Annotated in this window: 11 protein-coding genes; all 11 read left to right on the plus strand. The window is 40.6% G+C overall.

The window, feature by feature from the left end; all coding sequences use genetic code 11:
* Positions 1–282: 282 nt before the first annotated feature.
* Positions 283–1,377, plus strand: a complete 1,095-nt coding sequence (locus tag M8E35_RS20395; protein ID WP_252471794.1) for a GerAB/ArcD/ProY family transporter — start codon at positions 283–285, stop codon at positions 1,375–1,377.
* 23 nt (positions 1,378–1,400) lie between these two features.
* Positions 1,401–3,011: a spore germination protein gene (locus M8E35_RS20400; RefSeq protein WP_252471796.1), complete on the plus strand. Its 1,611-nt coding sequence runs from the start codon at positions 1,401–1,403 to the stop codon at positions 3,009–3,011.
* Between the two features lie 10 nt (positions 3,012–3,021).
* Positions 3,022–4,182 carry a Ger(x)C family spore germination protein gene (locus tag M8E35_RS20405; protein ID WP_252471798.1) on the plus strand — a complete coding sequence of 387 codons (1,161 nt, stop codon included), beginning with the start codon at positions 3,022–3,024 and terminating at the stop codon, positions 4,180–4,182.
* A gap of 358 nt (positions 4,183–4,540) precedes the next feature.
* On the plus strand, positions 4,541–5,683 hold the full coding sequence (locus M8E35_RS20410; protein WP_252471800.1) for a hypothetical protein: 1,143 nt from the start codon (positions 4,541–4,543) through the stop codon (positions 5,681–5,683).
* A 172-nt stretch (positions 5,684–5,855) separates the two neighbouring features.
* Positions 5,856–7,283: a cell wall-binding repeat-containing protein gene (locus M8E35_RS20415; RefSeq protein WP_252471802.1), complete on the plus strand. Its 1,428-nt coding sequence runs from the start codon at positions 5,856–5,858 to the stop codon at positions 7,281–7,283.
* Between the two features lie 83 nt (positions 7,284–7,366).
* Entirely contained in the window at positions 7,367–8,059 is a 693-nt protein-coding gene (locus tag M8E35_RS20420; RefSeq protein ID WP_252471804.1) for a YveK family protein, read from the plus strand.
* Positions 8,060–8,080: 21 nt separating this feature from the next.
* Positions 8,081–8,791 carry a CpsD/CapB family tyrosine-protein kinase gene (locus tag M8E35_RS20425; RefSeq protein ID WP_252471806.1) on the plus strand — a complete coding sequence of 237 codons (711 nt, stop codon included), beginning with the start codon at positions 8,081–8,083 and terminating at the stop codon, positions 8,789–8,791.
* Between the two features lie 163 nt (positions 8,792–8,954).
* Complete coding sequence (locus tag M8E35_RS20430) at positions 8,955–9,155, plus strand: hypothetical protein (protein ID WP_252471808.1); 201 nt, start codon at positions 8,955–8,957, stop codon at positions 9,153–9,155.
* 19 nt (positions 9,156–9,174) lie between these two features.
* On the plus strand, positions 9,175–10,116 hold the full coding sequence (locus M8E35_RS20435; protein WP_252471810.1) for a polyprenyl synthetase family protein: 942 nt from the start codon (positions 9,175–9,177) through the stop codon (positions 10,114–10,116).
* Entirely contained in the window at positions 10,106–12,448 is a 2,343-nt protein-coding gene (locus tag M8E35_RS20440) for a sensor histidine kinase (RefSeq protein WP_252471812.1), read from the plus strand. Before M8E35_RS20435 ends, M8E35_RS20440 begins: the two co-directional genes overlap by 11 nt.
* Before the next feature lie 43 nt (positions 12,449–12,491).
* A complete protein-coding gene (locus M8E35_RS20445; protein ID WP_252471814.1) occupies positions 12,492–13,172 on the plus strand; it encodes a response regulator in 681 nt (226 codons plus the stop codon).
* The last annotated feature ends 240 nt before the right edge of the window (positions 13,173–13,412 follow it).

The following is a 13,412-nucleotide window of genomic DNA, read 5'->3' on the forward strand; positions in this document are numbered from 1 at the left end:
CTGTAAAACAGAGTCAGTTAAATTTTGGCTATAGAGCCTCTTTTTCTAACTGTCTATTTTACAGGGTCCATTTTAAAGTGCTTCAGCCTCTTTTTCTTGCATTATCTGATTAATGTTGGCCATTAGTGAAGTATTGTGGAACCATCTGCAATTGACAACGGAACAAGCTGATGCTGATAGCATCCCTATGAGCTAATGGATCTTGAGGTCAGCTCTACATAGAAAAATTTTGAAAGGTTATAATAGAATAATCTTGTACTCTGATGAAAATGGGAGTAAAAAATGTTAGAAAACGGAAAAATATCTACCCGGCAATTTACTTTAATGCTCTTTTCTCTTTTGTTAAGTACAATTATGTTTGGTTTACCTCGAATTTTGATTGAACAAAGCCGACAAGACGTTTGGCAAGTAATGCTTATAACGTTCGTTATAGATGCTGCACTTGCTATAATTTATTTTATCCTCGGTATGAGGTATCCTCGGCAGACGATGATTCAATACAGTGAGACAATTCTGGGCCCATGGCTGGGTAAGATTTCAGGCCTTTTATTTGTCCTGTTTTTTGGGTACATGACACTGATAGTCTTAAAAACCGTCAGTAAATTTATTGATACAGTGCTCTTGACAGGCACTCCGGAACTAGCTATCAATTTTATTCTGCTTTTGACTACCCTCTATGCAGTCAATGCCGGTTTAGAGGTAGTTGCCAGGCTGAGCGAAATAATTGCTCCACTGATGCTTATTGCATTGCTGATCATTTTGACCTTTAGCTTGAATCGGGTCGAACTAGGAAATATTCAACCAGTTTTTCAACATAACGTATGGGAATTACTAAAGTCAAGCCTTTTGCCCATTAGTTTGTATGGGGTCTGCATCACAATGGGGGTATTTATACCGTATCATAACAACCCTAAAGAAAGTCTTAAAGCAAAATGGATTGCCATTGGTAGTGGGACCATTCTGTCCATTATGACATTGATGTCCCTAATCGCCATTTTCGGTACAAGTTATAGCAGTCAACAAGTATATCCAGTATTTCGCCTTGCTCAGATCATTAAAGTTGGTGATTTTTTTGAGCGGATTGAAACTGTAGTCATCATATTTCAGATTGCTGGTGCTTTTGTAAGTTTGGTCATACTCTATTATTCAAGCGTTCTGGGATTAGCCCAGATTTTCAAAATACAAAGGTATCAGACTTTGACGCCATATTTCGGAGTTAGCATGCTAATACTATCGGTGTTTGTATTTAGCAATATTGCGGAAATGAATCAGTTTACGGAGACAATTTTTCCTTTCTTGGCTATATCTATTGAAGTTTTCCTGATCATTATGTTGCTTATTGTCAGTATAATTCGTCACGGAATTAAGAAGACATGAATAAGGGAAAAGGAGCAGCAAAATTGATAAAGAAACTAAAAAAAATAAGAGAACTAAAGAAATTACCAGCTCACAGCCAACCGAAAACAGAGAATGATAGCCATCCTCCTTCTAATGAATCTGAAACTGAAGTCAATAAACTTACTTCGTTCTTAACAACCAATCTTACCGTTCTGAAAGAGCGGTTTCAGGGTAGCGTAGATATTGTTTTTCGTGAATTCAAGGTCGGTTTTGACCCCAATAAGAGCGCAGCCCTAATCTATATCGACGGTCTGGTTAAAGCAGAATCAATGAATGCAACTATCTTAAAACCCTTAATGTTTGATTTCGCGAGGGAAGAACTATGGCAGGAGCTTAATCAGCATAACTTGCTCACTTTCATCAGGGATTATGCTGTGCCCAATAACAGAGTACAGGAATTTAGCCAGCTTCAAGATGTTATAGACAGCATTTTAAGAGGAAATGTGGCTTTACTCCTTGACGGTTTTAATTCAGCCTTGATTTTCGATAGTAAAGGGTTCGAAGGTCGTGCGATAGTAGAACCAGCTACCGAATCTGTTGTGCGGGGACCCCGGGAAGGCTTTAATGAGCGTCTGGGAATAAATCTCTCTTTATTACGGCGTAAAATTACTAATGAAAACTTAATCTTAGAACAATTAAATCTGGGAACTCGCACGAAAACAACAGTCTGTTTTGCCTACCTAAGCGGAGTTGTCAACGAAAAACTGGTCAATGAAGTAAGAAACCGTCTGCAAAGAATTGATATCGACGGAATTTTGGAAAGCGGATATATCGAACAATTGATTGAGGATGCGCCAGTCTCAATCTTTCCCACGGTTGGCAATACGGAGAAGCCGGATATTCTAGCCGCGAAGCTACTAGAAGGGCGCATTGGCATATTTGTCGATGGCACTCCTATTGCCTTGACAGTTCCTTATCTCTTGGTTGAAGCTTTGCAAAGCTCAGAGGATTATTATTCTCGGCCTTATTTTGTTACGATTGTTCGCTGGCTTAGGATTGCTTCCCTGATATTTGCTCTTTACCTTCCAGCATTGTATATTGCTATCCAGAGTTATCATCCGGACTTAATTCCGACTCCCTTGTTAGTTAGCATGGCAAAATCTAGAGAAGGGATACCTTTCCCTGCGTACGTGGAAGTTTTTATCATGGGAATGATCTTTGAAATATTACGGGAGGCCGGAGTTCGCATGCCTCGTCCGATCGGGCAAGCGGTTAGTATTGTCGGGGGCTTAGTAATTGGTGAAGCTGCATCAAAGGCGAGCTTGGTCAGTGATACAGTGATTATCTTTGTAGCCTTAACTGGTATCGCCAGTTTTGTTATCCCATCTTTAGGGGATGTTATTCCGCTTAGTCGCCTCTTTCTCATGACTTGTGCTACGCTTCTGGGCATATTCGGCATCCTGATGGGGAGTGTGGTCCTCTTTATTCATTTAACAAAACTACGCTCCTTTGGGATCCCCTACCTGGCACCTCTGGCTCCGGGAAATCTAGACGATTTGCGGGATGTCCTGGTTAAAGCTCCTGCTTGGGCATTAAATACCCGCCCCCGACTTTTAGGAGCCTGGAATTCTATTAGAGGACGCTCAACCAGGCCATCCCCAAAGAAAAAATGAGGTTAGACCCATGCAAAAAGGAAAAAGGGTAATCTATTTATTATTAATATTAGGGATTCCTTTGCTGATAACCGGTTGTTGGGACCGCAGTGAATTAGAGGGACGTGCAATTGTTACGCTGATTGCCCTTGACAAAGGAGAAAATAATGAAATTAAATTTTCTGTTCAAGTCGAACGTACCTCTAATTCCCAGGAATCAAGTACTGGAGGCAGTTCTGGAGTAGAAAGCTCCGGTGTTATTTTGAGTAGCACTGGAGAAACCGTCATGGATGCCGTAAGAAATCTCATACTAAAGTCTGGACGCAAATTGTATTATCCTCATAATACTGCTATCATTCTTGGTAATGAGATAGCCAAGGAGGGAATCCTGCCGGTACTCGATCTTTTCAACCGGGACGCCGAAATGCGTCCACTTACTTGGGTATTAGTGACTCCGGGAAAAGCAGCCGATATCTTTGAAGCTCAATCCACGTTGGAGAGTCTGCCGGCAAAACAGCTTGATATGATGCTTAAAGATTTTGGATTATCATCAAAAACAGTAGCTACCACCCTACTCGACACTATGAAGCAGCTAGCTTACGATTCGCCAGGGGCTGTCCTCAGTAACATTGAACTCGATCCTAATAATCCCAAAAAAGCCTTGCTTCTTAACGGTGCTGCGGTCTTCCAGAGAGACAAGCTTATCGGAAGGCTGAATCCTCTAGAGACTAGAGGTTATTTGTGGAGCCAAGGTAAAGTTAAATCGGGAGTAATTACCATTCCCTGCCCGGGTGAGGAAAATAAAAAAGTTTCCATGGAAATTGAAAGGGCTAACCGGAAAATCGAATCGGATATAAGCGATGGCAAATTGAAATTCACGATTTCTGTAAATGTGGAATCTCGTTTGGCTGACCAGGCGTGTCTAACAGATTTGGGCAATCCAGAAAAGATTATGGAGTTAAAGAAGAGCCAGTCTGAGGTAATAGAAAAAGAAATCAGGAGTATTGTTGATAAAGCCCAAGAAAAATACAGTACCGATATTTTGGGGTTTGGGACTGAGTTAAGCCGAAAATTTCCGCAGGAATGGCAAAACATAAAAGAAAATTGGGCGGAGGAGTTCCCAAAGGCTGAAGTGGATATCGTTGTTAATTCCAAAATCTCCGATATTGGTTTGGTTAAGCAACCGCTTTAATCGATTTGTGAATCGAGCATGAATTATGAAAAACTATTAAAAATTTCTATAGTTGCCAGAGCGTTTTGGATGTTCTGGCTTTTTTGTATTTCTGTATGGAATAATTGTTAATTGCTCTTTCCTAACAAATTTGCGTTTAAACATCTCAATTATTTCAATCGAAATATAACTGAACCTGTAGGAACTACCTGGAACTTTATTTATTCAACCTGTAGCTTTTACGGATGTACAAATTCTGGAACAGTCTTATAATAAATCAAGATCTATGCAGTTTAACTGAATAAATGGTAAGCGATTATAAGATAGTCCATTCTCTAGAGTTAGAGAAGACTAAATGTAGAGAGGAGAAATTCACTCCATGAAAAAAACAAAAAAAGTTTTAGCTTCATTAGCTATTGCTGGTATGGCACTTACTATGATCCCTTTCAATGCCTTCGCAGAGGGTTTAATTCCGACTGGCAGCAGTATAGGGGCGGCAACTGTTACGCAAATTTCGGTGCGAATCGCTGACCAAGGTGGTTCGTCACATACGGCAACTCTTGACCAAATCGTGACTGAAACTATGTCCTACCGCGGCTATCTTAGTCCTAGTGAAAAGGATTCCATCAATGAAGCAAGAACAAATCTCTTGACTTCAGTTCAAGATGGGACTTTAAGCGATAGCGCTGATAAACTTTTGACGGACCAAGTAGTTGCAAGATTTCAAGCGAGTGGTTTTACGAGGTTTGATGCAAAAGTGGCACTCATTAAGGCCCTCCGTGATTTTCAAGCGATCCACTATTCTGATGACAATGCTGCTTTGGAAAGTGCGCTCGTAAATTTTAAAATTGAAAATGGAAGAACAATCAGAACACTTTTCGGAGATGACTTTAAAGTAGAATTATTCTATGGTTTCATGATGGCTACGCAAGATGAGCTCCAAAAAGAGATCAAAAATGAAATTAAGAAAAATCCATCCGTCATATTAGGCCTTGTAGGCAGTTCTAGCACAGAAATCAAGGATACATTGGTTGAATGGCTGAAAACGGCCTTGCACAATGTTGCAGATTCTCAGAATAGTAAGTACCACGTCTTTGATCAAAAGCTCGCAGATATTGGCTGGAATATAGATTTGCTTGTCGATACGCAACGTCAGATAGGGGCGGTCATTGATCCATCGAATGCCGCTGAAAAGGCCGTAGGAATGTCTGTTATCCGCTCTCAAATCCAATACAAAATCAACGGGACTATCTACGATCCCTTGACGCCTATGGAATTGAAAAAAGGTGATAATAAACTTAAACTTGTTCTTTCTGTCAAAGGGATAGATACTGGTGCATTTAACCTTGCAGGTCTGCTTGCTTGGAAGACCGATAATTCAGCGATTGCGACTGTTGCCGAGGATGGCTCTTCAATTAAAGCCGGTACTACAAAAGGTACAACAGTCATCACTGCTTATAGAATGAATGATTCACAAGTAGAAATGAACGAGTTAATCAGGATCACAGTGGTTGTAAATTAATTGGGATTTACTCAACGCGTATTACACTCGCTAAAGTTGCGGGAGAGTACAAATGGATTATACAGAGAGTTGGGGATTCCAGCTCTCTGTTTTTAATTAATCTTTTCAAGACAAAGATTTCGATCAAACTTATTGAAATTTGATCGAATGTTTAAGGGGGATAATTTACGACATGCGTAAAAAATGGCCACGGCTATTCTACACAAGCATAGCTATCGGCTTGGCATGCGTTTTGGGTTTTTCAGAACAAATTTTCTCCGCCACGACTGCGACTCCCTCATTATCCAGTTTTAGTGGAACAGCAGTCACTCGCTTAGAGGGCATAGACCAATATGAAACCGCATCAAAAATTGCTGAGCAAGGTTGGGCAGGAACTTCGGATGCGGTTGTCCTTGCAGCGGGTATGACGCCTAATTTAGTGGATGCCTTAGCGGCAGGGCCATTCTCTGCTATGCTTGAGGCTCCATTGATTCTTACGGATGGGGGAAATCAGCTTAATCCTTGGGCGAAACAAGAAATTCAACGTCTAAAACCTTCAAAGGCCTTTATCATAAGCGGAACGGCTGTGATTAAACCACCGGTCTTAGCGGAACTTAAGGAAATGGGAATCACCCCTGTCGAGCTGGGTGGGTATGATCAATACGAAACATCCGTAAATATTGCTAAAGAAATGATAAATCAGGGAGTGCAAGTTTCTCAGGTCGTCGTAGCCGCCGGGTGGACGACCTCGGCGGATGCCTTATCGATTGCTGCTATCGCCGCAACCCAGGGCATACCCATATTGGAGACCACCCGTGACGCCTTGCCCCCCTCAGTTAAATCGTTCTTGAATAGTCAATCAGGCATTACAGATTCTTATGTCATCGGTGGCACGGCTGTTGTAGGTAACACTGTGCAAGCACAACTTCCGGGAACAGTTCATCGTTATGCTGGATTGACCAAATATGATACAAACATTGAGGTTCTGAAAGGGTTCAAGGATGTTCTTCAGAATGAAAAGACCTACGTGGCTAATGGAGAAACCTTAGTGGATGCCTTGGCTGGAGTGCCATTGGCGGCACAGAGCTCCTCAGCAATTCTCTTGACTGATCAGACGTTACCTACGACATCATGTGACTATGTGTTACAGAATGTACCGACTGAAGTCATAGCACTGGGTGGACAAACTGTTGTGCCCCAAAGTGTTTTAGAGCATGTGATGTCATCTCTGCCAGTTCCTCTGCCAGGATCTACACAGCCGACTGTTAAGGTTCTTAAGATTCAAATGCATACGGTTCCTTCCTACAACTCAGATGAAATGAGTAATGACTTAACCTTTGACATGAGTGGCGCTCAGGATAAGACTCAAGTGACTGGCTTTAGTGTCACCGTCGACCAGCCTTGCGACTTGCAATTGGATAAGATCGATAAAATCATTCCTCTTTCAGGAGGACAGGCCACCTTAGTGAACCTCGATGACTTAATTTCGGGAACACACGGTGGAAATGGGATTAGCCTAAAAACATTTAGAGCGTTTTACGGCGATAGTGTTTCAATTCAAGGGGAGCTCAAAAAGAATGGCAGTGTCGTTGGAAATTTATCGATAACAATAAAGCTTTAGGCAGAGGCTATTTAGTAGAATTTTTGTAAATAGTTAATAGCAAAATGTCGAACAAGTTTACGGGACTGATTTGGGAGGTCAACATGGAAGAAGAAATAGAATTACGGCAGTATTGGGACGTGCTGCGAAAACGTTGGATGATCGTGGTGGCCTTGCCGCTCATTGCGGCACTCACCAGTGGAGTTATTAGTTTTTTTGTCATAAAACCGGTTTATCAAGCTTCAACCACGCTGATCGTTGGAAAGAAAGCTTCAGAGCCTGGCCAAGATGCAGCGAAAAATCTCGAAAATAGTGTACTTCAGGCTAACCAACAACTTGCCAAGACCTATGCAATGATCGCTCAGAGTCGCACCGTCGAACAAAATGTGATCAAGGATTTAAACTTGTCACTGACGGTCGAAGGACTCGACAGTATGATCTCAATAAATCCAGTAAAGACCACGGAAATTTTGGAAATCCAGGTGACCAATACAAACTCTGAGCTGGCAGCCTCGATTGCCAATACAATGGCGCAAGAGTTTACTAAAGCTGTTATTGAAATCAAAAAAGTAGACAGTGTAAGCATTGTGGATACTGCAGTGATCCCGGATAAGCCTATTAAGCCAAATAAAATCTTGAACGTACTGATTGCCTTTGTTGTGGGCCTTATGGCTTCTGGTGGGCTGGTCTTCTTACTGGAATATCTGGATAACACCGTAAAGACCTCGAGTGATGTCGAGAAGCTTTTGGGGATTCCAGTACTGGGCATCATTCCAGACTATGAAATGGGGAATTAAGGGCAAGAGAGGGAGATTTGATTGGCATATTCATTAATTACTTTCGAGCAAACGAAATCCCCCATCGCAGAGGCCTATCGAGTGCTTAGAACAAATGTCCAGTTTACGAGTGTGGATTCAGAGACTCAGATAATAATGGTCACAAGCTCAGGTCCTCGAGAAGGAAAATCTCACACGGTCGCTAATCTTGGGGTTAGTATGGCTCAATCCGGAAAATCCGTTCTTATTATTGATGCTGATTTGCGTAATCCAACTCAGCATAAACTATTTGGATTGGATAATGGAGAAGGGTTATCAGTTTCCTTGGTTCAAGATCAAGACTATCATAAATATATCAGGGAAACGACTGTGCCTGGTGTCATGGTTCTCTCGGCAGGTCCTGTTCCTCCAAATCCTGCAGAACTCGTCGGATCAAAACGGATGAAATGCCTGATCGAGGAAGTCAGTGACCAATTTGAGATAGTCCTCATCGATACTCCTCCCATTATTGCAGTCACAGATGCAGCGATTCTCGCCCAGGAAGTTGATGGAGTCATCCTAGTATTAGCCGCAGGGGAAGTGAACAAAGGTTATGCGCAAAAAGCCAAGGAACAACTGGATAAATTGGGGGTTAAGATCCTAGGGGCTGTTCTTAATAAAGTGGAGATGAATTCCAACGAATACTACTATTACTACTACTATAACGCTTCCGACGATATTAAGAAGAAGCATACCTCTAATAAAGCCCCCTAAAGCAAAGCAGCCGTCCATCTTCGGTTTATATCTGAGAGCTAGTGAAGCATTAATTAGAAGAGTGGAGCACAAACGTTACAATACGTTGATTTTCATAATATTTCCCGTAACAGGAGGAATTTATGAATAAATGTCAAATCTAGAGGAAAGGGGGGAATAATAAATGAACTTTGACAACATTGCTGAATTAGTTCACGAATTAGCAAAAAGTCCAAACCGTAGCTCAGTAATAATACCGGAGTTTAAATCTTTCCGTGAAATTACTAACTGTGAATTGAATGCAATAACAAAGGTGTTCTCCAAAGAAGAATTGTCAAGTAATGCTTTAGCGGCTAGAATGTCACCGACTCTTTTTTGGTTTTAAGGAGCTAAGCGATGCCATCATGAATATGGACCAAGTTATTGCGAAGGAAATAAAACTGCTTTTAACAATATCAGGGCTTAGCAAGGGTGTAGTAAGCATAATCAATAGTTGGCTTGATTCGAATTTTAAAATCAACGGAAGGTATGGATGGGCCCAATTAACACTTATCACTTGCGAAGGCACAGGGGGGACCTTAGAAACAGGGTTGCAAGGAGCCGTTGCTATGGAACTCTACGCCTTAGCAGCGGATATTTTGGACGATATTCAAGACCAAGATAACAACGATCTTCCTTGGCGTAAAGTTCCTCCTGCGCAAGCGATTAATTTGGCAACTTGTATACTGGTTCTTAGCTACAAAGCCCTTTCGACAATATCTAACCGCAGGCATTTCGAGGATGTAAGCAACGTTCTTAATCAAATGGGGTTACAAGCGTGTGACGGACAATTTCAGGAGTTTTTGAATGACGGTAAAGAGAAAATTTCGCTTGAAGAATATTTCGAGATTATTAAGAAAAAGTCAGGCGGATTAACTGCTAGTGCGTGTAAAATTGGGGCGATCTTAGGAGACGCTGAACAAACACTTGTCAACCAACTCGGAAAATTCGGGTTGACATTAGGTTTGATGAGTCAAATCAAAAACGATTTCCATGATTTTCTAAACATCGAGACAAAAAGTGATTTAGTTAAGGGAAGGAAAACTTTACCCTTCGTTTATCTTTTATATGTTCTTAATGAGATAAAAGCTGAAGAGCTAAAACGCCTTAGTTCTTTGGCGAGCATAGGTCCAGATCAATTTGGCCCAAAAGAAAGAGGACAGTTAAGAGAATTGGTTGTCAATGAGGGGACAATTCATTATTGTTCTGTGATCTACGAGATGTATAAGCAACGTGCGAAGGACATTTTAGACGGTATCCCAATTCCAGAAAAAAGAAAAGAGAAGTTGATTCAGCTTGTTAGATAAAATGAATAGGCGGCTAGCATTTCGAATTGCTAATGCCGCCTTTGTTTTAGTTTGCCTTGTGTATTTTACTGTTCTAGTCAATCACCCGTATGTAGGTCTTAGCATTGAAAATAGGGGAGGCGACTGGACCGTAACTTTTAGTGATCCCCATGGAGAGGCTTATCGATTGGGGATTCATACAGGAGATATAGTTCTAAAAATTGATAACGATGACCCAGGAACGTATCCGTCTACTGAAAAATGGGGTGATGTAGAAGGGGCATCTGCGATTACCGTAAAAAGTTCTGGAGAGCCCATTAGTGTTGTCCAAATCGTTAAACCACCTTTTACATATACATTGTTAAGTGAACTCCCAATGGCGGCTCTCGGATTTATCTTTTGGCTGATAGGTCTTGTTACAGTATTTAAGCGACCTTTCCTTGTACAAGCTCGTGCAATATTCTGGTTAAATTGGCTAGTCGGATTAGTTATAATTGTAGCTCCGGCCTCAAGCCGGGGATTGATGTTGGCGAGGGAACTAGAGGTAATTGGGTTCTCGCTCGTACCAGCGTTATTGGTGAATTTTGTTTCTGTTCTGACTAATACACGTAATAGACTAAATCAACTTATAATTTGGGTCTTATGTCTAATTTCTGCACTCATATTTACGATCCTAATTTTAAAAGGGTTAGGAGTTGTTTTTTCCGCTGCAGAAATAAGAAAACTAGCGCTAGCCAATGGGCTGATCGGTACTGTTACAGTTTTATGGAATTTAGTCAGGCTTATTAAATTACCCGCAGATAAACCCGAGAAAAACCAGGCAATCATTGTGCTAGTGGGACTAGCAATAGGATTGTTGCCTTTTATTATACTTACAGCGGTTCCAATTCTCCTTGATATTGACCTTATTGTTAATCCTAAGATTAGTACTCTCTTTATCGCGATTGTTCCGATTACCCTAAGTTATATTGTTGTAAATGAAAGCTTGCCAGATGGACGTAAGTTTATTGAGGTTATCATTATTTCTTTAGTTTCTGGTATTCTGACAAGCTGGCTTTTCACTTGGCTTTTAGCGCTAATAGGGGAAATTAAAAAGCTAAATATTGAGACGTATCTTTCATTGTTGTCTTTAACAATAATGGCCCTATTTATCTTTAATCTTTTTAAAGCTTTATTGCATTATGCAATTGATAAAATCCTTGGTACTCAAGGGAATTGTAGAATTGAAAATAAAATCGCAGAACTAAACGGAAATCCTTCCTCTATGAATGAAGTTTTAATTGTAGAAGAGTTAGTGAACCAACTTGGGCTTGAAGGTGCCTTTGTAATAGCAGAAGATCTGAAAGGTTGGCAAACAAAAACTGCGGTAGGACGATACCTTGGAAATACTACTGAACAAGCAATCATGGAGGACTATTACCGAACGGCTAAAAGCACAAGGCATTCCATCGAAACTTTTTCCAATGATTTTCCTGTAGAGATGTATATACCCTTTGTTTCTGACGATTTTATCTGTGGTATGTTCTTAGGTCATCGTCGTTCCTATATCAGATTTCAATCAAATGAAGTACTGCTGCTAACTTCGGTGTGTTATCAAATAGGCCAACGCCTCAAAGGGATCCGTTTCATAAAGCAATTGTGTAGGGAAATAAACATAATAGAGAAAAAGTCTCGGGAATCACAACGAAGAAGCCAGGGACTGGAAGCGATCAATCGATTATTGTTTAGTAACCTTGAGGAAGAAAAGAAGGCTTTAGCGCGAGAAATACATGATGGATCATTACAGATAGGATTGGATCTCAACCGAAGGATGAAGGAATTAATTGCTAATTTTTCGAATGAGAATAATTGTTTTCATACTGTCTCAGTCATGCAGGACATGATAGAGGATTTGAATTACGAACTTCGTTCAATTTGTAGTAATTTACGTCCATCTTCTTTGAGGGATTTAGGTCTTATTCCTGCTGTCGAGGTCCTGTTTCAGCAAATTATGCAAAAAGAGCTTTTGGTAATATTTTTAGATGTAATAGGAATGAGTAGAGAACATCGGTTTGAAGAGGATATCGAAGTGGTAGCGTTTCGCTTTTTGCAAGAAGGAATAAATAACGTTATGAAGCACTCAGGTTCAACTAGAGCAAATGTCACCATTACCTTGGAAGATGCGAGAATTGAAATGAAAATTAGTGATTCCGGTAAAGGGTTTGACCCCCAGAAGATCGCCGATTGGTCGCTGGTGGGTAATCATTTTGGAATAATTGGAATGAAAGAAAGAATAGAAAGCTTGGGTGGGAAGTTTTCTATCACTTCAAATATTGGTCATGGGGTAACGCTTAAGGCTTCTATCCCCATTTAAAGGATGAATGTTAAAGGATGCTAGTGGAGGAGGAAGAAATATTATGGGCTCTAGCTTGGAGAGGACTATAAGAGTGGTAGTAGTGGATGACCATACACTCTTTGCGGAAGGTACTGTATCATTGCTATCTTCTGAGTCCTATATTTCTGTAGTAGGAACGGCTAAGAATGGATGTGATTGTTTAAAAATAGTGAAAGAAGAACATCCGGACGTAGTATTACTTGATATTAATCTTCCTGATTTCTGCGGAACTGATTTGATTGAGAAAATTAAAGCGCTTGATTCAAATGTCAGTATTATTATGCTTACTGGACAAAATCCCGAAGAGTATGTTAATGCCTCCTTAAATAAAGGTGCCCATGGTTTTCTACTTAAAGATTGTTCAAAATCTGAAATGACTGCGGCAATATTACAGGCCTCAAGCGGTAAGTACTATTTTTCCCAGAACATGGCTCCATATCTCAGATCTGTGATTGTTGGCGAAGTGATTACCACTGATATTATTGAGCCCGAAAAAGACCATGTTACATTGCTAACGCCAAAGGAAATAGAGATAATAGAATTAATTTCCGAGGGCTTGCGCAATAGAGAAATCGCGACCATATTGGGCATTAAAAACCGCACTGTTGATTTTCATGTTAGTAATATACTGTCAAAGTTAGGTGTTAAATCCCGGTTAGAGGCTGTATTAATTTATACAAAGGACAAAGTGGAAAGTGCTTAGATTAGTTAAGAGAATGACCTTACTGTTTCTATAAAAATTGACTGCAAAAGAGTCACACAACTATGTGTGGCTCTTTTGCAGTCTTCTATGATGAATTAGCCTGTAGGAAATACCTATGAATTTATTTGATAATCCTGTAGCTTATACGGATGTGCAAATATTGGAAGCGTCTTATAATAAGTGAGAATAAGTGGGTCGTGGCTCACACTGCGCTAATTACAGACGAAGGTATTGAGATCC

It is taken from the genome of Desulfosporosinus nitroreducens, assembly GCF_023897015.1.
Classification (GTDB): Bacteria; Bacillota; Desulfitobacteriia; order Desulfitobacteriales; family Desulfitobacteriaceae; genus Desulfosporosinus; species Desulfosporosinus nitroreducens.